A 21,716-nucleotide genomic window follows, 5' to 3' on the forward strand; every position below is an offset into this window, starting at 1 on the left:
GGGTCAGATGTTCCAGCGTGGCGCGGCTTTGGCCAGGCGCTGGCGCATTTCGCCGATATTGGCCGCCAGTTGCCGGGTCAGCATGCGGTAGCCGTCCAGCGTGTTGAAAACTGGCGCGTCTGGACTCGCATCCGGTAATTCCACGGGCCGTTCCAGTCGTTGAGCGGCGCCGGTTTTCAATGCGCGGGCCATGCCGACCAGTTGTACGCGAATCTGCCGATGCTCGGCCTTGAGCCCCGTTTGAAAATGGGCCAAGGCCTGAGGGTCGCTGACATTGGGTCGGATATTGCCGAGAATTTCCAGCGTGCTGATGCACATGCGCAGGTTACGTTGAATCGCATCCAGCTCGGTCATGGACATCTTCACTTCCTTTGACACCGATGGCATGAGCGAGCGCAATTGCACCATGGCTGCGCCCAGCTTGCTCATCAGGCGCACATGCTCGTCAGCGCTGACCGGTTCACCGCTGATAATCCGGCCATACACCGTGGCGCAATCGCGCAAGGCGTCGGCGAGGTTGTAGCGCCACGAATACACAGCGTACAGCGGCAAGGCGAACGAGAAGGCCAGGGCCAGGGCGATGCCGATCAGAATATCGACCCCACGCCACAAGCCATCGGTGATCGGGTTATCGCCGTGCCCGGCGACAATGAACACGGTGATTGCCGAGAGCAGGGCGGTATAGCCGCCCTTGCCGATGGCGTGATAGGAGAAAAATCCGCAGACCACGGCCATCGAAAAGTAGGTCAGCCACGGCATGTCGAGCCAGGCGTGCTGCGCCACCAGCAATAATCCGACACCGGCACCGATCAGGGTGCCTATGGCGCGCTCGGCGGCTTTCTTGCCGATATTGCCGTGGTGCTGCAAACCGCCGATCACCACCAACATGGTCACCGACGCCCATTCGCCGTGGGGCAGGTTGATGCCGGTAGTCAGCAGGATCGTCGCCAGCAACCCCAGTGCCACCCGCACCGAGTGGATCAATCGCGCATGTCGATAGCGTCGGTACGGGTCCAGCAGCGGACGCAGGATTCGGCGCAACAGTGGCGGCAGTCGGTGGGTGCTGAACGTACTCAGTGCAAGGTCCTCGTCAGAAGATGTAATCGGTAGTCAGGAAGCTCGAATCACGCCCGCGAATAATCTCGCTGATCAGGTCCTTGTTGCTGTCCTGATATTTGGTCGCCACCAGTGTGCGGATCGAAAACACTCGCAACGCATCGTGTACCGACAGCGTGCCTTCGGCGGAGTTCTTGCGGCCGTTGAACGGGTAAGTGTCCGGGCCTCGCTGGCACTGGGCATTGAGGTTGATCCGCCCGACCTGGTTGGCGAAGGTGTCCACCAGCCGCCCGACGGCCACCGGGTTGGTGCCGAATATGCTCAATTGCTGGCCGAAGTCGGATTCCAGTACGTAGTCGATCACGGTGTCGAGGTGGCGGTACGGCACGATCGGCACCACCGGGCCGAACTGTTCTTCCTGGTAGACGCGCATCTGCGGGTTCACCGGGTAGAGCACCGCCGGGTAGAAGAACGAAGCAAGGGATTCGCCGCCGTTCGGGTTGACCACTCGCGCGCCTTTGCTTTGCGCATCTTCCACGAGCCCATGCAAATACTCGACCTTGCCTGACTCCGGCAGCGGCGTCAGTGCAACGCCGTTCTCCCAAGGCATGCCGGGTTTGAGCGTGGCCAGTCTGGCGTTGAATTTTTCGATGAAGCTGTCGACCACATCTTCATGCACGAAGAGGATTTTCAGCGCGGTGCAGCGCTGGCCATTGAACGACAGCGAGCCGGTTAGCACCTCGCTGACCGCATTGTCCAGATCGACTTCCGGCAGCACGATGCCTGGGTTCTTCGCGTCCAGTCCCAGCGCTGCACGCAAACGGTGTGGCCGTGGGTGCAGTTTCTTCAGGGCGCTGGCGGCCTTGTTGGTGCCGATAAAAGCGAAGATGTCGATCTTGCCGCTGGCCATCAGCGCGCTGACGGTTTCCCGCCCGCTGCCGTAGATCACGTTGATCACGCCGGCGGGGAAGCTGTCGCGGAACGCTTCGAGCAACGGGCGGATCAGCAGCACACCAAGCTTGGCCGGTTTGAACACCACCGTGTTACCCATGATCAACGCCGGAATCAACGTGGTGAAGGTCTCGTTCAGCGGATAGTTGTAGGGGCCCATGCACAGCGCCACGCCGAATGGCACGCGGCGAATCTGCCCGAGCGTGTCCTGTTCGAGTTCGAAGCGGCTGGAGCGACGGTCGAGTTCTTTCAGGGCGTTGATCGTGTCGACGGTGTAGTCGCAGGTGCGATCGAACTCTTTTTCCGAGTCCTTGAGGTTCTTGCCGATCTCCCACATCAGCAGTTTCACTACGGCTTCGCGCTGCTCGCGCATGCGGCCAAGGAAGGCTTCGACGTGCTGTATGCGCTCGGCCACGCGCAGGGTCGGCCACAGGCCCTGGCCTCGGTCATAGGCGCGGACGGCGGCATCAAGCGCGGTGAGGGCGGTGTCGGCATCGAGCAGCGGGGTGCTGCCGAGGACGATTTGTTCATTGCCATTCTCGCCGTGCAAATACACCGGGCTGCGCACGATGGCGAGAGGCCCGTCCCAACGTCGCAGCTCACCGTTCACGAGGTATTCGCGCTGCTCGATCTGGCCGTTCAGGCGGAATTTTTCGGGGATATCACTTAATGAAGGGAAGAGGTTGCCAAGGATGTTTGCTGTGGTCATGTCGTTACCCCGTGTCTGAGTCGGCGTGCCGATTGAAAATGTCTGTAAAGGTTATACGCCTGAATGCCCTCGGATTAACCCCGTGAATGTCATGCGAATGTCACGTAAAGGCCTGCAAGGCAGCGTCGTGGAGCAGCCTCTCCATTTTCGGTAATGAAGCTTTTATGACAAAAGTTCGGTAGCACATCGCCAGTCCGGTCATGCCTGTGTAACGCGCTTGAGGGGCCCAGCAGGGCGCTTTTCACAAGCCGAAGCGGGACGCCGGGAGTGAGGCAATGGGGACTATGGAACGCTACTCGAAAGTGGGCATGCAGGAACTTGACCAGCGCCTGTCGAAGATCGTCGAGGCCGCGCGCAAGAAGCCGGTTTCGGTGTACCGCTACGGCGCGCCGTGGGTCTGGATCGTCTCGCAGGATGACTGGCAGGGCGCGTTGAAAGAGGTCTCCAGCTACATTCCGCCGGGCCATTCGCTGGTGTTGTTGCGCCCGCAGATCGACGATCTGCTCGACGCCGACCGCGACCTGCTGCATGACCTCAATGCCGAACCCGGCATGCTCATTCCCGCGCAAACGGTCATGCACATCCTGCTGCTGCAATTGCTGTATTCGGTGCCCAGCGAACAGCAGCTTTATGAACAGCTTAACTACAACCTGCTGTTTCGCTGGTTCGTCGGCCTTGGCCTGAACCAGAAAGTCTGGAGTTTCAGCATCCTCAGTCGCGACATCGCCACGCTGCTCAACGAGCCGCGGGCAGTGCTGCTCATTCAGAAAATCATCGGCGAAGTGTTCTGCGGTGCCTTGCTGCAAATGCCCGAGTTCTCTCTGAACTTCGCGCTTTTGCACACCTGGCTGGGCAAACACGCAGGCGCCGCTACGGCCGGCAACTGACGCAACACAAGGCGCGCAGGCGCCAACGGGTCATCGCGAATTCAGGGGGTAGTGTGGAAAAGATTTTCACGTCACGGCTGGCGCTGTGTGGCTGGCTGCTGGTGACGGCGGGCGCGCAGCCGGCGTTGGCCGAGGAGGCTGCGCCAGGCGCAGCGCCGCAGCGATTGGTCGACGTCAACGAATACTTCGTGCGCGGCAACACGGTGCTCGATGCGCGAGCGATCGAAGAAGCGGTGTACCCGTTCCTCGGCCCGCAAAAAGCCCTGAGCGATATCGAAGGCGCGCGTGAAGCGTTGCAGAAGGCTTATCAGGAACGCGGCTACCAGTCAGTGTTCGTCGAATTGCCCGAGCAGGCCGTGGCCGACGGCATCGTCTACCTGCAAGTCAGCGAAACCAAGGTCGGCCGGGTGCGCGTGGTCGGTGCCAAACACTATTCGCCGCTGGACATCCGCGACAACGTGCCGGCGCTGAAGGAGGGCGAGGTGCCCGACTTCGCCAAGGTTCAGGGCGAACTGGCACAACTCAATAAAACCCCCGGGCGCCAGGTCATGCCTCTGGTGCGCGAGGGGCAACGCCCCGGCACCATGGACGTTGATTTGCAGGTCGAGGATCAGAACCCGTGGACTGCCAGCGTCGGCCTCAACAACGATTACAGCGCCGACACCGAAAAGCTGCGCACCGTGACGAGCCTCGGTTACAACAACCTCTGGCAACTGGGGCACAGCGTCAACCTGACGTTCTTCACCGCACCGCAGGAAACCGACAACGCCAAGGTCTGGTCGGGGTCCTACACCGCGCCATTGACCGAGCGCTGGAGCGTGCAGTTCTCCGGTTACCAGTCCGACAGCAACGTCGCCACCATTGGCGGCAGCAACGTCCTCGGCAAGGGTCATTCATACGGGGTGGCAGCGATCTACACGCTGCCGTCCAGCGGCAATTGGTCTAACTCGTTTTCCGCAGGCATCGACTTCAAGGATTTCGACGAGCGCCTGAGCCTGTCCGGCGAAAGCGACAAGGTTCCGCTGCAATACGCGCCGTTCACCTTCGCCTACAACGGCTATCGCTACACCGACAAGAGCCAGCTCGGCCTCGGCCTGAGTCTGGTCGCGGCCACGCGCAGCGTCTTCGGCTACGGCAGCGACGACGAAGATTTCGATTACAAACGCTACCGCGCCAAGCCGAGTTTCGCCGTGCTCAAGGGCGACAGCAATTTCACCTGGACTTTCGCCAACGACTGGCAGAGCGCGAGCAAAGCGGCGTTCCAACTGGCGTCGGGGCCGCTGGTTTCCAACGAGCAGTTTTCCGCTGGTGGCGCCACTTCGGTACGCGGCTATCTGGCGGCCGAACGCACCGCCGATGACGGCTACCTGCTGAGCCAGGAATTGCGCACGCCGTCGCTGGCCAAGTTTGCCGGCAGCTGGATGCAGGACTGGCGTTTCTACGCCTTCGCCGAAGGCGCGCAGTTGTACCTGCGCGACGAACTTCCGGACCAGGACGCCAATTACGCCCTGGCCAGCGTCGGCCTCGGCACCCGCGCCAGCCTGAGCAAATGGCTGTCCGGCAGCCTCGACTGGGGCTACCCGCTACTCGAAGGGCCGAACACCTCGAAGCAGGAATCGCGCCTGCACTTCAACCTACAAGCCACTTTTTAACGGAGCACGTCCATGCAACGCTTTTTCCTTTCGTTGTTGATCTGCCTGGGCTTCGTGCTCCCGGCCACGGCTCAGGCCTGGTGGCAGGACGACTGGCATTACCGCAAACAGATCGCCGTCGACACCACGCCACAAGGCGCCGCGATCAACCAGGCCCTGGGCCGCACCGCGCTGCTGGTGCGCCTGCACACCGGCAACTTCACCTTCGACGGTGTCAAAGAAGACGGCTCCGATCTGCGTTTTGTCGCCGCTGATGACAAAACCGTGCTCAACCACCAGATCGAAAGCTTCGATGCGCTGATGGGCATGGCGCTGGTCTGGGTCGATGTGCCGAATGTCGAGGGCGGTCAGCGCCAGGACATCTGGATGTACTACGGCAACGAAAAAGCCCCGGCCACCGGCAACGGGCAACTGACGTTCGATCCGAACTACACCGCGCTTTATCACTTCGAGGGCGCCACCGGCACCCCGGCCAGAGACACTACCGCCTATGGCAACACCGCTCAGAGCGCGACCGGCGCGGCGATTGACGGCGTAGTAGGGCGCGCCTTGCAGTTCAGCGGTCAGCCGTTGTTGCTGCCAGCCAGTCCGTCGCTTCAGCACAACGCGGGCAGCGCGTTCACTTTCAGCGCCTGGCTGCGTCTGGATCAGGCCAGCGGCGAGCAGGTGATTCTGGCCCGCCGCGAGGGCACGCAAAGTCTATTGATCGGCGTCAATCAGGGTGTGCCGTTTGTAGACATCGACGGCCAACGCGCGGTCGCCACGCAACCGCTGAACCCGGGTCAATGGCAACACGTTGCACTGACGGCCGAAGGTTCCAAAGTCACCCTGTACATCAGCGGTCGCGAAAGCGCGTCGCTGGCGCAGTCCATGCCGGCGTTCAATTCGGTCACCGCCATCGGCGCCGATTCGCAGGAAGGCCAATATCAGCCGTTCGTGGGCGCCATCGATGAGCTGCGCCTGTCGAAAGTCTCGCGTCCTGCGCCGCTGTTGTTGGCCGACGCCAGTTCACAAGGCGCCGAATCGAAACTGGTCGCTTATGGCGTTGACGAGGAGCAGTCCGGGATCGGTTTCGGCAGCCTCGGCTTCCTGCTTAATGCGGTGCCGGTGGACGCCTGGGTGATCATCGCCGTGCTGGTGCTGATGATGTTCCAGTCGTGGGTGATCATGCTGCGCAAGAACCGTACCGTGGGCCGCGTCAGTAAGGCCAACGAAGCGTTTCGCGAGCAATTCGCCAACGTCGGTACGCGTCTGGAGATGTTCGCCGACGACGCGCAACTCGCCCAGCGACTGCAGCATTCGTCCCTGTGGCGCCTGTATCTGGTGGCGGTCAAAGAGATCCGCACCCGCCGCGAGCAGGGCGCCGATACGTCGTCGGTTTCCGCCGCAACCATCGAAGCTATCCGCTGTTCCATGGACGGCGTGCGCACCCGCGAAAACCAGGCGCTCAGCTCGCAACTCTCGACTCTTTCCAACGCCATCGCCGGTGGCCCATACATCGGCCTGCTCGGCACGGTGCTGGGGATCATGGTGGTGTTCCTCGGCACGGCAATGGCCGGCGACGTCAACATCAATGCGATCGCCCCGGGCATGGCGGCTGCCTTGCTGGCCACTGCCATGGGTCTGTTCGTCGCGATCCCGGCGCTGTTTGGCTACAACCGCCTGATTACCCGCAACAAGGAAGTCAGCGCCGACATGCGCGTGTTCGTCGACGAGTTCATCACCCGTCTGGCGGAGATGCACGGCGAGAGTCAGTTCAGTGAAGCGGCGCACCAGCGCGGTCATCACAACCACACCGTACCGGCCTGAGGAGCACTGACATGGCGTCTGTAAATGCCTCCCACGACGATGACGAAGATGCAGCGGTGGACAGCATCAACATTACCCCGCTGGTGGATGTGCTGATGGTGGTGCTGGTGATGTTCATCCTCACCGCCACCGCGCAGGTCTCCGGCATCCAGATCAACCTGCCCAAGGCGAGTGCGTCGGTGTCGCTGTCGGAAGCGAAAACCAAGGCGATCTCGGTCAACGACGGCGGCCAGGTGTTTCTCGATGCCTACCCGGTGACGCTTGCCGAGCTGGAAGAGCGCCTGCGCATCGAGAAGGCGCAGAGCCCGGATTTCCCGGTGATCGTGCGTGGCGATGCAACCGTGCAGTACCAGAAAGTCATCGAAGTGCTGGATCTGTTGCGCCGGCTCGAACTGTCCCAGGTCGGTCTGGTGACCGGCAAACCGAGTCAGGGCTGAGTCATGACCGCACAACTCCCGATCGAGCCGCCGCCAGTGAAAAAGTCGCCGCTGCGCTTTGCCAAGTGGGGCGCCGGTTTGCTGATCGGCGCGTTCGCCGCGTGGTTCCTGTGGCAGTGGGCCAACGACATGAGCGGCGTGCGCCGCGAAGCGCCGAAGGTGCCGACGATCATTCCGTTGCCGCCACCACCACCTCCGCCGCCGGAAAAGCCCCCGGAGCCGGAAACCCCGGTGGAAGAAAAAGTCGTCGAGCCCGAGCCAACGCCTGAACCGGAAGAGGTCAAGCCTGAAGAAGAGGCGCCGCCATCGCCGGCGGATGACCTGGCCAACCCGATGCAAATGGACGGCGATGCGCAGTCCGGCAATGACGCCTTCAACATCGGCGCGGGCAAGGGCGGCGGCATGGCCGGTGCCGGTGGCGGGCGTTTGGGTAACGGCACGTACAGCCAGTTTCTGGCGTTCACCTTTCAGAAGCTGCTGCGCGAGAACCCCGACCTGCGCAACCTCGCGTTCACGTTGCAGGCCGATGTGTGGCTGAGCAGCGTTGGCGAAATCACACGGGTCGAGCTGATCAAGTCCAGCGGCAACCCGCAAGTCGACACCCAGGTGCTGGCGGCGCTGCGCAGTGCGCCGGCCCTGAGCGAACGGCCACCGGCCTCCATCACTTTGCCCGTGCGCTTGTCCCTGCAAGGGCGGCGTCCGGGTTAACCCTCACTATTTATTGCCAAGCCTTGAGCTTTGCCAAAAGGAGTTGTGTGCAGATGATTTCCAACGTGAATCGATTGTCTCTGGCGGTCGGCATGGTCATTGCGACCCTCGTCGGTCAGGCCGCGGCAGCGCCTGCGCCCTCGGAAAACGCCACGATCAATCTGATCCGCTTGCTGGTCGAGCAGGGCATTTTGAAACAGGACAAGGCAGACGCGCTGATCGCTCAGGCGCAGAACGAAGCGGCCCAGGCCAAACAGGCTGCGGCCTCCACCGCCGTGGCGGCAGGTCCCGTTGCGGCGCCGGGGGATGTGCGCGTGCAGTACGTGCCGGCAGCGGTGCGTGATCAGATCCGTGATCAGGTCAAGGCTGAAGTCATGGCCACCGCCAAGCAGGAAAACTGGGCGGCGCCCAACAGCTTCCCGGAATGGGCCGCGCGCATCAGCTTCGATGGCGACATTCGTCTGCGTAGCGAATCGCGTTACTACTCGGGCAACAACAGCAACGAAATCGTCGACTTCGCCAAGCTCAACAACAATGGCCCGTACGACGTGAACCCCAACAGCAGCACCAGTCTGCCGCCGCTGCTCAACACCCGCGAAGACCGCGAGAACCTGTTTCGTCTGCGCGCGCGCCTGGGCATGAAAGCCGAGATTTCGCCTGAGTGGACCGCCGGTATTCGCATCGGCACCGGCTCGGACAACAACCCGGTTTCGACCACGCAGAGCCTTGGCGGCGGTTTCGCCAAAAAAGATATCTGGCTCGATCAGGGCTACCTCACCTGGAAACCCATGGATGAGCTGACGCTGACCGGCGGCCGTTTTGCCAACCCGTTCATGTCCACCGACATGCTCTATTCCAACGACCTCAACTTCGACGGTGTGGCAGCGATTTTCGACCACAAGCTCAACCGCGACTGGGGCGTGTTCGGCACCCTCGGTGCGTTCCCAGTGGATTACACCAGCGACACCGCCAGCAGCAACGGCTTCGACAAGGAGGAGAGCGATAACAAGTGGCTGTACGGCGCGCAACTGGGCGCGAAATGGGCGATCAACAGCAACAACCGCCTGAAGGGCGCGTTGGCTTACTACCGCTTCGACGACATTCAAGGCCAGCGATCCAGCCCATGCGAACCCTGGGCGGGTGCGCCGGGCTGCGACAGCGATGGCAGTCGCGCGGCGTTCATGCAGAAGGGCAACAGCGTCTTCCTGCTGCGCGACATCACCGCCAACCCGCTCAATCCTACCGCCACGCCGCAGCCGCAATTCGTCGGTCTGGCGTCCGAGTTCAATCTGCTTGATCTCAACATGGTCTGGGATGCCGACCTGCCGGAAGATTTCAAACTGCGCAGCCAGGGTAACTACATCCACAACCTCAGCTACGACGAAGGCGAGATGCGCAAGCGTTCCGCCGGGCAAATCGTCAACAACCTCGACAGCAATGGCGATATCGAAAGCGGCGCCAACGCGTGGATGGTGCAGTTCACCCTCGGCAACGCGCTCGACCTCAAACGCAAGGGCGACTGGAACCTGTTCGCCGGCTACAAATACATCCAGCCGGATGCCTTGCCGGATGGCTTCAACGACTCGACCTTCCACCTCGGCGGCACCAACGCCAAGGGCTATTTCATGGGCGGCAACTACGGGTTGGCGAAGAACGTCTACGCCACGGGTCGCTGGATGAGTACCGAAGCGGTCTACGGCGCGCCGTTCGATATCGATGTCTTGCAGCTTGAGATCAACACGCGCTTCTAAAGCGCCGGGAGAGTGTCATGAAAACTCGTTTTGTGTTGCTGGGGCTCGGCCTGCTGGTCGCAACTTCGGTCAGCGCTGAAGGCATGGAGGAGCGTTTGCGCACGCAATTGCGCAGCACCACTCAGCAACTGCAGGCCCTGCAAAGTCAGCAGGCCCAGGCCAGCGCCGCGCAACTGGCGGCGCAGAATGAAGCGAAGGCCGCGCAGACGCAGATCAAGCAGTTGAGCGCAGAACTGGCCAAGGCCAAAGGCCTCGCCGAGCAACTGAACGGGCAGCAGCAAGCGCTCCACAGTCAGGCTCAGGCGCAAGTCGCGGCCAGCACCGAACAGACCGGCAAGTTCAAGAAGGCCTATGAGGAGTTGCTGGTCATGGCCCGCGCCAAAGAGGCGGAGCGATCGAAACTGCAAGTCCAACTGGCTGAACGTGACACACAAGTGCAGCAATGTTCAGTCAAGAATCAGCAAATGTACGGCGTCGCCAAACAGATTCTCACCGCCTACGAAAACATCGATGTGGCCGAGGTCATGAAAATCCGCCAGCCCTTCGCGGGCAGCGCCCGGGTCAAGTTCGATGAACTGGCCCAGGGGTTTGGCGACGAGCTCTACAAGACTCAATTCGACGCGCCGCAAGCCGCGCTCTCACACTGATAGACAAGGAAGACGTAATGACTCAATTGATCAGCCATGTTTCCCCGCAATCGTTGACCGATGTGCTGCAAGCCGCCGGTTATCGCGTCAACCAGACCGAACAGAACGGCATCGTGCAATTGCTCAGCGCCAGCCAGGGCATCGGTTATGCCGTGCGTTTTGGCAATCCGGCGGCGGAGCAGGGCAGCTATGTCGATTTCACCTTCAGTTGCGCGCTGCGTGTGCAGGGTGAGCTGCCGCAGGGCGTGGCCGAGCAATGGAACGCCACTCGCCGTTTTGCACGGTTGTCGTTGCAGGGCGAGTTTCTGGTGATGGAAATGGACGTGGTGCTGGCGGCGGGCGTGAGCAACGATCACTTGCGCGGCAACCTCGAATTATGGGATCGCCTGTTGCAGGAATTCATCGTTTATCTGCGTGATTTCAGCCAGGCGCCGACCGCGCAGGCCGCGAAAGTCGTCACCACAGAACAACAGGAAGTCGCGCTGTGAAAAAGCCTGCCATGGTAATCGGCGCCGGAGCGGTGGCGCTGTTGGTGGTGGCCGTGGCGCTGGTGCTGCGACCGGGCAGTGACCCGGTGGCCGCCCAGCAATCGACCCCGGTCACGGCGGTTGCGGCGGGGCCAGCAGTGGCGCGGCTGGGCAATCAACAGGTTTCGCCGGACGAGCTACAGGCGATGCTGGCGACAGTGCCTGCGCAGACTCGCGAACAACTGCGGGGCAATCGCGAAGCGCTGGAGCGCTGGATTCGAGCGCGTCTGGCCGAAAAAGCGGTGCTCGAACAGGCGGACGCGCAGGGTTGGGCGCAGCGCCCGGACGTCGCCCTGCAGACTCGCGCGGCGACCGAGCAGATCATCTTTCGCGATTATCTGCGTTCGGTCAGCCAGGTGCCGGCGGACTATCCAGCGGCCGCTGATTTGCAGAAGGCGTATGACGCAGGCAAGGCCAACTGGCAGACGCCGGCGCTGTACCGGGTCAGTCAGATTTTCCTTGGTTTCAGTGATGCTTCGAATGTGGAAACGGTGCGCAAGCAAGCGCTCGATCTGAGCAAGAAAGCGCAATCGGCGCCGGGTGATTTTGCGGCACTGGCGAGCCAGTATTCCCAGGATCGAGTGACGGCAGAGCGGGGTGGCGATACCGGGCTGCAACCGTTGCAACAGCTGGTGCCCGAAGTGCGGGGCGCGGTGGCGCGACTCAAGGTCGGCACCGTGTCTGATCCGGTACAAAGCGCCGCCGGTTTCCACGTAATCAAACTCACCGAGCAACAACCGGCCCGCACCGCGACGCTGGAGGAACTACGCGATCAGTTGACCCAGGCCTTGCGTGCCCAGCGTCAGGAACAGATCGCCCAGGCCTACCTGGACGGCATGCTCAACACCGCCACCCTGAGCATCGACGGCGCCGAACTGAACAGAGTCGTTGAGGGAAAACACTGACCTCACCCACACCACCAGTCTCCCCTGTAGGAGCGAGCCTGCTCGCGAAGGCGTCGGCACATTCAACGTTGCGCTGAGTGACCCACCGCATCGCGAGCAGGCTCGCTCCCACAAGAGATCCCGGTGTATTCAGAACAATCACATAGATCGACAGGGAGTCATCAATGTCATTCACCGAACCCGCAGGACGCGTCAACCTCAGCGATTACCGCTCCTCTGAAAGCAAACCCGAACCATGGGTCAACCATGCCGCGACCATCGACAGCGACGTCGCGCAATACTTCCTTGTCAGCGCCCGCTGCGGCTGCTTCATGCAGGCCGCACGCAGCCTGAATGTGCGCTCGACGCTGCTGCGCAAACAACTGGCGCAACTCGAACAGCAACTGCAACGTTCGCTGTTCAACTTTCAGGGCAGCGCCCTCAGCCTGACCCGCGAAGGCCAGCAATTGCAGGCCCGACTCATCACCCTGGCGCATGAACGCAAACTCCCGGTGATCCAGCAACCGCTGATCCGCCTGGCCATCGCCGAATCCATCCTCCATGACATCCTCGGTCGCGACCTCATTTCACTGTTGCGTCGCAACGCCAGCCTGCGCCTGGAAATCATCGCCCTCGACAGCGAAGTGTCCCTGCACACCGTCAACGCGGACATACTCCTTTGGCTGGCCAACGGCGAAACCGTACATCCCGGCCCGACCTTCGCCACCACCGAACCACAACGCCTCGCGCAACTCGACTACCTGCCGCACATCGCCAAACGCTATTCGCGGGTGACAGCCCGCCCGGAAAGCCCCGAAGACCTCGCCGACTTCATGCTGGTGCAATGGCAGCCTGATCGACAGGTTGAAAGCTTTCGGCCGTGGAATGAGCTGGTGGAGCGGCGATTGGCCGGGGTGGTGCAGATGCAGTCGTATGACTTGATGCTGGAGATGATTCGGTGCAGCGCCTGCATCGGGTTGCTGCCGGCGTACATGAGCCGCTTCGACCGTGGCCTCATCGCGCTGCCCGGATTATTCGCCCGACCGATGCAGCTACACGCGTGGCTCGCGGTCAACGCTGACTCGCAACACCTGCCCGAAGTCCAGAGCCTCACCGACCTCGTCCACCACACCTTCAACGAACGCCACGAATGGTTCGAGCCCTGATGCGCTCCCACAAATTCGGCGGTGTAACCGCAGCCGCGGGAGCGGCACAAATCCCCTGTGGGAGCGGGCTTGCCCGCGAAGGCGTCGGCATTGCCGGCGCCTTATTCAGAGCCTGTCGTGAGACCTGCTACTGCGGCAATTCCAGATTATCCAGCACCCGATTCACCGCCAGTTCCCCGAGCATGATCAGCTGTGCAATCCCCATCAGCGTCCGGCGTTGCGACGGTTTCACCAGCCCGGCGAATTCCTGGGCGATGGTTTTGGCGGAGGCGAGGGTTTCGCAAGCGTTGGCCAGCAGGTCTTCGTTTTTGGTGTCGGCGGTGACGGCGTACATCGCGCGGGGGCTGTACGGCGGTGGAGTCGAGCCGGGTGGGCAGAGGTAATGGTCGAGGGCGCGGTCGGCGGCTTGATGGAGTTTTTTTGAGTCGAGGGATTCGTAAGGGGAGGTGGGGGCGGTTTCGGGTGGGTTGGGTGTTGGTTTGATCATTGTGAGACTCCGTGGTTGATTTAGCCGCCACGGCTCATCGCTAAACAAGTAAAGGTGGCGGCTGTACGCAGGTTAGCGATCCGGGTCACAGAAACCCCGGGTAGACCCGAAGGTCTCCCACGCACAGCCACCATGACATCAAGTGCAGATCCGAAAAACTGCAATTGAGACTGGGCGTTGGTGCGTCTGTAAGGTGTCGGATCGCTAAACCCGATCGCTGATTCGTCAGCGACCGGACCACAATAGAACCCGCCCCCAAGGCGCACAAGCCGGCGGATTCTGGCGTAGCTGTAGGCAATGGCGCAAGAAGTTGTAGCCTGGAAGGCGTGTCTGGAGGTGTCTTTTAAACAGTGGAGTTTAAAAGGCGAAAAAATGGCGACTGCACGGTAGACGTTCGTGCCGGGAAACATGTGTTGGGGGTGAGGCCGCTTTCGCGAGCAGGCTCGCTCCCACAATTTTTAATCTCGCCAGTTTCCAGGTCGGCGGTTTAGAGTAAGCAGCCATACTCAGATCACGGACAGATCCCCCATGGCAGACCCAACCCCCACGATCCACCTCGAACGCTCCACCGAATCCCACCTCGAAGGCATCACCGCGCTCTACAACGACCCCGCTGTCGCGCGACAAGTGCTGCAGATGCCGTTCCAGTCCAGCGAAGTCTGGCGTCAGCGACTTCAAGCCGACAATGAACGCGCGTTGAAACTGGTGGCGCTGCACCAGGGCGTGGTCATCGGCAATCTGGGGCTGGAGGCGTATTCACGGATGCGTCGCGCCCACGCTGGAAGTTTCGGCATGGCCGTTGCGGTGGCATGGCAGGGCAAGGGCGTCGGTTCGAAACTGTTGTCGGCAGCGCTGGACGTCGCCGACAACTGGATGAACCTGCACCGCGTCGAACTCACGGTCTACGCCGATAACGAGGCGGCCATCGGCCTCTATCGCAAGTTCGGCTTCGAGCCCGAAGGGCTGTTTCGCGATTACGCGGTACGCGACGGGCAGTGGGTCGACACCCTGAGCATGGCCCGTCTGTGCGGTTCATCGAAAACCTGAATCAGTCGCCCAAGGCGAACGCCACCGCCGACTGTGCATGCAACTCGGTGGTGTCAAGCAGGGGCAGGGCGCTGTGTTCGGGTTTGATCAGCAGGCCGATTTCGGTACAACCGAGGATGATCGCCTGAGCGCCACGCGCAGTGAGAGATTCGATCACCCGCTGGTAGGTCTGGCGTGAGGTTTCGCTGATCACGCCGACGCAGAGTTCGTCATAGATGATCCGGTGCACGTCCTTGCGCTCGGCTTCGTCCGGCACCAACACCGTCAGGCCCTGGTCGATGAGGCGTTGCTTGAGAAAGTCCTGTTCCATGGTGAACGCGGTGCCGAGCAGCCCTACGGTGCGTGCTCCGATGTCTACAGCAGCTTGCGCCGCGGGTTCGGCAATGTGCAGAAACGGAATGCTGATCGCGGCCTGAATCTGCTCCGCGACCTTGTGCATCGTGTTGGTACACAGCACCACGCATTCGGCGCCACCCGCTTCAAGCCGGCGCGCCGCATCCACCAGAATCGCCGCTGCATCATCCCAGCGCCCGGTGTGCTGGGCCTGTTCAACCGGGCCGAAGTCGACGCTGTGCATCAGCAATCGCGCCGAGCGCAGCGGCCCGAGGCGATCGCGAACCTGTTGGTTGATGAGGCGATAGTATTCGGCGCTGGACTCCCAGCTCATGCCGCCGATAAGGCCGATGGTGCGCATTTGAGTTCCTCGGGTAGTGGCTTGTCATTTGATCAAGGCCAGCCCGAAGTTTGCGATTATTCACCGTGATTGGCCAGTCGGACATCCACTGTATCGCTCATCGTTATTACAAGTGTCACGATGTTTTCCAGCAAGCTAATGCCTGAAATCCGCCGGCAGGTCGGCAAAACTTGTGGCCACTCCATCGCTCTTGAGCGAAGTGAAAATCTGCGCTATTAAGCCTGTCTCCGTGTCGGCAGGAAAAGTACCCCCCGACGTTGATTTCTTTCTTGAGATTCGCTGATGCATGGGCTCTCAAGGCTTGACCAGTTGGTCGGACTCGACGTACTGGAACGTGGCCTCGCTGGCAGGGGTCGAGGGAGGAAACAGGCGGATGACGGGCACCCATATCCTTCGGGTGGTGGAATTGTAGAAATCCTGCTGGTTACCCCGAGCTTCGGCCAAACCGGCATTGCTTCCGCCGGCGATAAAGAAAAACGCCATGAGCGGTAGGGTGTCTTGCAGATTTTGCGGCCAGGTCTTGATTACTAATTCATTCTGTTCAGTGAAATGCGTCGGATTCTGGCTCAACATTCCACGCGCTCTCACCGATTGATAGAAAGGCATCGCGGCCGGCTTGCCGGTCGCCTCTGAAACATCGAAGCCGCACTGGCGGATGTGGTGGCTATTGGGTGAGTTGTCCCACACGCTTTTCCACTGCTCGGCAGTGGTCACTCCTGCACTCTGGCAGCGTTGGCTGGTTGCCGGATACGAAGCGTGATGACCGCAAGGTGTCGTGCGGTTCCAAGTCCAGCCATCGATTGGAAATGAACACAATACATCGAGATTGACCTTGTCTTGCGGGGCGCCAAATATTGGATAAAGGATGTAGCCGTTGCCGTGTCCCCAGGCGACGCGGCCGTATTTTGAGTCCGCCCTCAGGTAGGAAAATGAAACGCCGTTGTTCTTGACAGACGTCGGACTCGGGTTCCAGACGTGGTGGGTTTCACCTGGCTTTTTATCCGTGACCCGGAAGATGATGCCTGAACAAAGAAAGGCGGGCTGGTTGGCGGACTCATGACAGTTCTGGGAATTTCGAGTTGTACAAGGTGGTTAGCCATTCGACGACTTGCGGGCCAGTCATGGCCACTTGCGAATTGTTGCTGGCCCTATGCTCGATCGGTGGGTGTGTGGCCGTTTGGGCACAACCCAAGAGGGTGGCAATCGAAACTGAAAGAATGAAATTTTTCATTTTGCTGTTCCATGCGTCCTGTTTATTTGTCGTCGCGGCGGCAACATCCTCGCTATGCAATTAAACGTTAACCTGGTTGTCCAGTGCACCTGTCAGAACTGACAGGTAATTACAACAATTTCTACCGTCTGTCGGTTTAATGGGGCGTGGAACTTAAACGTACGTACGCGCATTGATCTGCCACTATCCGTTCTCACAGGCTAATCGAGGACCGTGTTCATGAACGATGTACAGCAACTGGGCGAAATGCTTCGCCACTATGCCGACAGTGAAGCGCACAAGAAGCAACTGTTCGAGACGCAATCGGCAACCTGGGCCGCACGGATCACCGAGTTGTTCGGGCACATTCAGCGATGGCTCGAACCGGTGCAGACGCCGGGTTTGCTGGAGGTGAGTCGGGAACCGTATGTGGCGTTCGGGCCGAGCATTCCTGTGGAGACGTCGACCTTCAACACCGAAAAGCTGAGCATCGTGATTGCCGGCAAATCGGTGGAGTTTGTGCCGGATGTGATGGGCAGTGGCGGGCAGATTTCGCTGGCGGTGGCGGGGCTGACGGCGGCGCGTTATGGGAGTATTTCGCTGGTCGGGTTGCCGGATGGGCAGTGGCAGTGGCGCAAGACCAACGGGTTGAAGGATCCGGATATGTTTGTGTTTGATGAGAATTTTTTGGCGTTGCAGCTACAAAGCTTGATTCCGCGTGACCGCGTTTGAGACCCAAAGCCCCCGACCTTCTCCTCTCCTCGAAAAGGGGAACGGGAGCAGGTAGGGGGCTTTTCAGTTTCAGGAAATCAGCGTGCCGTCCTCGTTGATCGCCCGCCACATCCACGCAATGTACGAAACCGTGCCGATGGTCGCTAGCCAGAATGGTGCCTTCGCTCGGGGCCAATGACCTTGGACACGTGATGTTCAACTCATCAACTCAGGGCGTTACTACCTGATCGGCTGTAATGTAGGTGAACGTCGCCTTCCCGGCGACGGTTGTCGCAGGTGTCAGCCGAATGATCGGCACCACCATTTTCGGGCTGGTAGAGTTGTAAAAGTCCTTCTGGTTGTATTGGGCATCCGCCAACCCCGCGTTGGAGCCTCCGGCGATGAAGAAGAACGCCATGATCGGAAAAGTGTTCGGATTGCGTGAAGTCCAGGTTTTTATCAGTACTTCATTATGTTCGTTTACCCCCGTCACAGCCGCTAACGCTCTGGCTCGTATGGATTGATAGAACGCCGGGCCAGCCAGTTGATTGCGATCGTCCGAGATATCGAAACCGCATTGACGCTGATTGGGAGTCCCCCCCGGGATTTTCCACACCACATACCACTGCTCGGCCGAGGTCACCCCGGCGTTATGGCAGAGCTGACTTTGTACGGGGTAGGTGGGGTGGGCGACGCAAACAGCTGTGTCTGAGCGTGTCCACGTCCACGCGTCGTACGGATAAATGCAACGATAGTCCAGATCTTCCTTGTCGGCGGGCGCTCCAAAAATCGGATAGAGCATATAACCATTGCCATTGCCCCAGGCGAGGCGGCTGAAGTTAGCATCCTGGCGCAAATAGGAAAACGACACGCCTCCACTTTTCACCGATTGCGGGCTCGGATCCCAAACCTTGTATTTGTTGGCGGGGTCTTTCACCGTGACTCGCAGGGTTACTCCGGAGCACAGGAAGGCAGGTTGCGCGTCGGAGTTGTTGCAATTGGGAAGTTTAAGATCGTACAACGTCGTCAGTTGCTCGGCGATTGCCGGTCCGTTTAGAACCTGTACCCCTTTGACGTCGATGACGTCCGGCGGCTGAATAGTCGTCTGGGAGCAACCCAACAGCAGGGTGAGTAATAGTGATGCAATTAACTTGTGCATGATTATTTCCTTATTGATATCTATCGTGGATAGCGATAAGTGTTTTTCAGGTGGCTCACTTCTCGGCGCCTAAATCAGTGCCGGTTAAAAAGGGTGGAACTAGTACGCCTGACCTGCCAGGTTAAATCTGAAAGTTGCGGAGCCCGTTGCACTAGTTGAAAATGCTACGCAAAGTTGCTATTGGCACGCATGTGGCCCCGCAGTAGTGAACCTGTGCCTTGAAATGACCCCTTTAAAGGGAAACCTTCAAATACGGCGAAAAGATGATGGCGTCCGAACTGCTTGTGCGTCTGATGGAGTAGTTAAAATAGCCTGTCTTGCCGCGGTTGTTGCTCACCCAGCCCGGTGGAATTGAGAAGCTCATGTAAGGACCCTGAATATAGGTTGCCTCTACGCTGTCGAGCCTTTGCTGACCATCAATGGTTAACGAGATACGGACTGTATAAGCTGCCTCGAGAGGGTTCGGGGCATATAGCCTGAGATTGTCCAGACCTGAACTGATTGTGGGGACACCGAGTAAATGTTTCTGGCGAAGGATGCTGACGTCAAGGTCTTTGGAAGGAAGATCTTCTGTGGTGCCTGGAAGCCTGACCGTGTATTTGAACTCAATCTTGTGGCCGATCGAGTCAACAATCACTCGACGAAGGATCCGAAACGTCAATATCTGCCCGGCAGACGTCACTGGTTGTATATCGCTAAGGTAAGTTTCGGCGCGTCCGATGCACTGGACTCTGACGGTTTGTCCAACATTGGAACCCAGGTAGTTCACGACCACGGTGGCGTGAGCATTGTCATAAAAGTCTTTCTCGAAATTCAAAGTCGTCCCGTTCGCTTCCTTGGCCTCCAGCACTTTGGGTGCGAGTAAATCCAGAACGGGCTGTTTCACATGCACATCGATGGAGGTTGTACTCGACCATATCGCATCCGGGCCAGAGGTATTGCCGAGTTGGTCCGTGACCCGATAACGCAAGGTAAACCGGGGGTTGTCTTGCCAGAAGTCGTTCGTGAACAAAGTGATGACCACCAGCCCGGCAGAAGCCTCTTGAGTCGTAACGGTGTGGTTTACATCCCTGCCATCACATTGAAGTGTGATGACATCCTGCGCACGCAGGGAGGTGTAGCGCAAGGTGACGTCCACGCCCTTGGCGGCGCGGGCTGCATCGACACCATGGGTGACGACGTCAATGGGCAATGTCATATAGAGAAATGGGTTGTCGCCTGACCCGGACACCTCGCCCCCCGGGCGCGGCAGGTTGTAAAGTAAGGTGCGTGGCGCCGAGGTTTCGGGAGTGGAACTGCCTAGACGAGTGACTGCCAGCTGCAGACCATTGATGCCGTCGTTAAGAATATCCGGCAAGTACAAGATGAACCGCTTGTTCTCCTCTCCCGGTTGAATAGTCTTCCCGATACCTGTCGCGCTCCCGTTGCTCAGCAGCTTGGCATTGTCACCGGAGCTCATATTTAACCAGGGATCGATCCAGACCTGTAAACCCTGAGAGGTCCGCAATGACAGCGGTACTCCCCCTTCTGGCTTGCCCGGATGGTCAACCGGAGTTACCCATCCGGGGATGATCACCTTGGCTATTACCAATGCGTTGGTCATTTGAATGCACTCCTGTTATCGGCGGTCCGGTTTCACGCCGGGCAGCTTATTGAACAAGAGAAAACGCAGGGAGACACCTGTCAGATCTGACAGGTCGGGGTGTAATCGTGCTACCGCTCGTCGAATATTGGGAGCGTGCGATCCTCTGACGGCAAGTCTGCGGATTGCGTATCAAAGAAACAGGCTCACGATAGCGGTTAATGTCACTTCATACGAAGCCGGCATACCGCCATCGTGAGCAGGTTCACTCGTGGGATCGGCGCCAATCCGGCATTTTTCCTTGGGTCACTGATGGCCTTTTGGTAGAGTCGCCGTCGCCAGCGGGTTTTCGGCTGGACGATGGAACCGAAGAAGGGAGTCTTATCAGTGAGTCCGGGCAAAAAAATCCTCGGTCTCACGGCGTCGCTTTTGCTGCTGACGCTGTGGGCCAGTTACTTTTATGTATTCAACGAAAACCGTGACGGCCAGCTGGGCGGTGTCGGCGAGAGCACCGCCTGGTGCGGCACGCCCCCGACCACGGAAGCGGCGTTGCTGGGCAAGGATCAACTGACCTTGCGCGTCACCAACAATCTGCGCGGCGAGTTCATGGTCGGCGGTTCGCTGGTGGTTTCCGAACGCACTTTCAACCGTTATGACCTGGGCCGCAACGAACTGCGCCTGCGTCTGGAACCGTTGCAATGGTCGTTCGGCGTGACGCCAATCTTCCTTGAGCAAGTCAAGGTACAGCCGCTGAGCCGCAACCTCTCGTCAACCAACAAAAGCGCCTTCGCCGAGCTGGAGCCACGTCCGATTGGCGTGCAGGGCCAGACTGCGGCGTTCCCGTTCGACACCTATCGCTACGGCTACAAACCGGTGCTCTATTACCTCAAGGGCAGCGAGCGCGTTGACCTGCGTTTCAAGAACATCACCACGCTGATGGAGATGTCCAATACCTTCACGCCGATCCAGAAGTACAACCGCGTCGATTACATCAACGAGAAGAATTCGATGATCCGCGACGAGGATTACAAGCCTTACGGGCCGCACGAATGTGCCTTCAGCGTCGAGCGCAAAGGTTCGTTCAAAGTGGTGGTGTTGTTGCTTCTGCTGGTGCTGTGCCTGCCGCTGATGCTGGTGTTCTATCGTGATGAGCCGGGCATCGATTTCCTCGCCACGCTGGTGGGTATCGGTGTGGTGCGGATGCTGCTGATCGGGCCGGTGCAGGATTTTCAGCTCTACAACATCGACTTTTTGTTTGGCGCGGCGATTTTGCTGGTCGGGACTGTGTCGCTGATCAAGGCAATGCGGGCCAATCGCCGGCGGGAGATGGCGTTGCGCAGTGGGGAGACGTCTTCGTGGTGATTGCTCGTTTCTGAAAACCAGAAGATCAAAAGCCCCTCACCCTAACCCTCTCCCGGAGGGAGAGGGGACTGACCGGGTTGTCTTGCGTGATACAGCGACGTGAAAGACCGAGTCGATTATGGATTCAAAGCCGATCGCTCAAGTTGGTGCAGTCCGTGAATATCCCCAATCGGTCCCCTCTACCTCCCGGCGGGAGAGGGGACTGACCGGGTTGTCTTGCGTGATACAGCGACGTGAAAGACCGAGTCGATTATGGATTCAAAGCCGATCGCTCAAGTCG

20 protein-coding genes and 1 pseudogene are annotated in these 21,716 nt (G+C 59.7%); 13 read left to right on the forward strand and 8 right to left on the reverse strand.

All coding sequences use genetic code 11. From position 1 onward, the window contains the following. Positions 1-3 precede the first annotated feature (3 nt). Entirely contained in the window at positions 4-1,044 is a 1,041-nt protein-coding gene (locus tag HU727_RS04260) for an FUSC family protein (protein ID WP_186529258.1), read from the reverse strand. 46 nt (positions 1,045-1,090) lie between these two features. Next, a complete protein-coding gene (locus HU727_RS04265) occupies positions 1,091-2,716 on the reverse strand; it encodes an NADP-dependent glyceraldehyde-3-phosphate dehydrogenase (protein WP_186528420.1) in 1,626 nt (541 codons plus the stop codon). Positions 2,717-2,991: 275 nt separating this feature from the next. On the opposite strand from HU727_RS04265, the gene HU727_RS04270 reads away from it, so the two are divergent. The 10 genes from HU727_RS04270 (at position 2,992) to HU727_RS04315 (ending at position 13,184) form a co-directional block, all read left to right on the forward strand. After that, positions 2,992-3,603: a transposase gene (locus HU727_RS04270; protein ID WP_186528421.1), complete on the forward strand. Its 612-nt coding sequence runs from the start codon at positions 2,992-2,994 to the stop codon at positions 3,601-3,603. 53 nt (positions 3,604-3,656) lie between these two features. After that, on the forward strand, positions 3,657-5,255 hold the full coding sequence (locus HU727_RS04275) for a ShlB/FhaC/HecB family hemolysin secretion/activation protein (protein ID WP_186528422.1): 1,599 nt from the start codon (positions 3,657-3,659) through the stop codon (positions 5,253-5,255). 12 nt (positions 5,256-5,267) lie between these two features. Continuing rightward, the gene (locus HU727_RS04280) at positions 5,268-7,064 is read left to right on the forward strand and encodes a DUF2341 domain-containing protein (RefSeq protein ID WP_186528423.1); all 1,797 of its coding nucleotides are present in this window, start codon (positions 5,268-5,270) and stop codon (positions 7,062-7,064) included. 11 nt (positions 7,065-7,075) lie between these two features. Next, entirely contained in the window at positions 7,076-7,501 is a 426-nt protein-coding gene (locus HU727_RS04285; protein ID WP_007915482.1) for an ExbD/TolR family protein, read from the forward strand. A gap of 3 nt (positions 7,502-7,504) precedes the next feature. Continuing rightward, positions 7,505-8,209 carry an energy transducer TonB gene (locus HU727_RS04290; RefSeq protein ID WP_186528424.1) on the forward strand — a complete coding sequence of 235 codons (705 nt, stop codon included), beginning with the start codon at positions 7,505-7,507 and terminating at the stop codon, positions 8,207-8,209. 53 nt (positions 8,210-8,262) lie between these two features. Next, entirely contained in the window at positions 8,263-9,960 is a 1,698-nt protein-coding gene (locus HU727_RS04295; protein ID WP_186528425.1) for a putative porin, read from the forward strand. A 17-nt stretch (positions 9,961-9,977) separates the two neighbouring features. Continuing rightward, positions 9,978-10,607 (forward strand): DNA repair protein, encoded by a 630-nt coding sequence (locus HU727_RS04300; RefSeq protein ID WP_186528426.1) that lies wholly within the window; start codon positions 9,978-9,980, stop codon positions 10,605-10,607. Positions 10,608-10,624: 17 nt separating this feature from the next. Next, complete coding sequence (locus HU727_RS04305) at positions 10,625-11,095, forward strand: YbjN domain-containing protein (RefSeq protein ID WP_186528427.1); 471 nt, start codon at positions 10,625-10,627, stop codon at positions 11,093-11,095. Continuing rightward, positions 11,092-12,039, forward strand: coding sequence for a peptidylprolyl isomerase (locus HU727_RS04310; protein WP_186528428.1), 948 nt, complete (start codon positions 11,092-11,094; stop codon positions 12,037-12,039). The genes HU727_RS04305 and HU727_RS04310 overlap by 4 nt, the downstream gene beginning before the upstream one ends. Positions 12,040-12,203: 164 nt before the next feature. Then, entirely contained in the window at positions 12,204-13,184 is a 981-nt protein-coding gene (locus tag HU727_RS04315; RefSeq protein ID WP_186528429.1) for a LysR family transcriptional regulator, read from the forward strand. 127 nt (positions 13,185-13,311) lie between these two features. On the opposite strand, the gene HU727_RS04320 is transcribed toward HU727_RS04315, so the two are convergent. Then, positions 13,312-13,671, reverse strand: a complete 360-nt coding sequence (locus HU727_RS04320; protein WP_186528430.1) for a DUF6124 family protein — start codon at positions 13,669-13,671, stop codon at positions 13,312-13,314. 528 nt (positions 13,672-14,199) lie between these two features. Between HU727_RS04320 and HU727_RS04325 the strand changes: the two genes are divergently transcribed. Continuing rightward, positions 14,200-14,718, forward strand: coding sequence for a GNAT family N-acetyltransferase (locus HU727_RS04325; RefSeq protein WP_186528431.1), 519 nt, complete (start codon positions 14,200-14,202; stop codon positions 14,716-14,718). Between the two features lies 1 nt (position 14,719). Here HU727_RS04325 and HU727_RS04330 read toward each other — a convergent pair whose 3' ends face one another. Beyond that, positions 14,720-15,412: an aspartate/glutamate racemase family protein gene (locus tag HU727_RS04330; protein WP_186528432.1), complete on the reverse strand. Its 693-nt coding sequence runs from the start codon at positions 15,410-15,412 to the stop codon at positions 14,720-14,722. A gap of 294 nt (positions 15,413-15,706) precedes the next feature. Further along, positions 15,707-16,126 carry a hypothetical protein gene (locus HU727_RS25670; RefSeq protein ID WP_225919770.1) on the reverse strand — a complete coding sequence of 140 codons (420 nt, stop codon included), beginning with the start codon at positions 16,124-16,126 and terminating at the stop codon, positions 15,707-15,709. A gap of 736 nt (positions 16,127-16,862) precedes the next feature. Here HU727_RS25670 and HU727_RS04340 point away from each other — a divergent pair. Continuing rightward, complete coding sequence (locus HU727_RS04340; protein ID WP_186528433.1) at positions 16,863-17,354, forward strand: hypothetical protein; 492 nt, start codon at positions 16,863-16,865, stop codon at positions 17,352-17,354. 78 nt (positions 17,355-17,432) lie between these two features. On the opposite strand, the pseudogene HU727_RS26010 reads toward HU727_RS04340, so the two are convergent. The 3 genes and pseudogenes from HU727_RS26010 to HU727_RS04350 form a co-directional block, all read right to left on the reverse strand. Beyond that, positions 17,433-17,513 (reverse strand): annotated as a pseudogene (locus tag HU727_RS26010) (cbb3-type cytochrome c oxidase subunit I); the annotation flags it as partial. 49 nt (positions 17,514-17,562) lie between these two features. After that, positions 17,563-18,492 carry a halovibrin HvnC gene (locus HU727_RS04345; protein ID WP_186528434.1) on the reverse strand — a complete coding sequence of 310 codons (930 nt, stop codon included), beginning with the start codon at positions 18,490-18,492 and terminating at the stop codon, positions 17,563-17,565. Between the two features lie 232 nt (positions 18,493-18,724). Beyond that, positions 18,725-20,095, reverse strand: a complete 1,371-nt coding sequence (locus HU727_RS04350) for a hypothetical protein (RefSeq protein WP_186528435.1) — start codon at positions 20,093-20,095, stop codon at positions 18,725-18,727. 366 nt (positions 20,096-20,461) lie between these two features. On the opposite strand from HU727_RS04350, the gene HU727_RS04355 reads away from it, so the two are divergent. Further along, positions 20,462-21,436 (forward strand): hypothetical protein, encoded by a 975-nt coding sequence (locus tag HU727_RS04355; protein WP_186528436.1) that lies wholly within the window; start codon positions 20,462-20,464, stop codon positions 21,434-21,436. Positions 21,437-21,716 lie beyond the last annotated feature (280 nt).

The sequence above is a fragment of the Pseudomonas khorasanensis genome, assembly GCF_014268505.2.
Lineage (GTDB): Bacteria > Pseudomonadota > Gammaproteobacteria > Pseudomonadales > Pseudomonadaceae > Aquipseudomonas > Aquipseudomonas khorasanensis.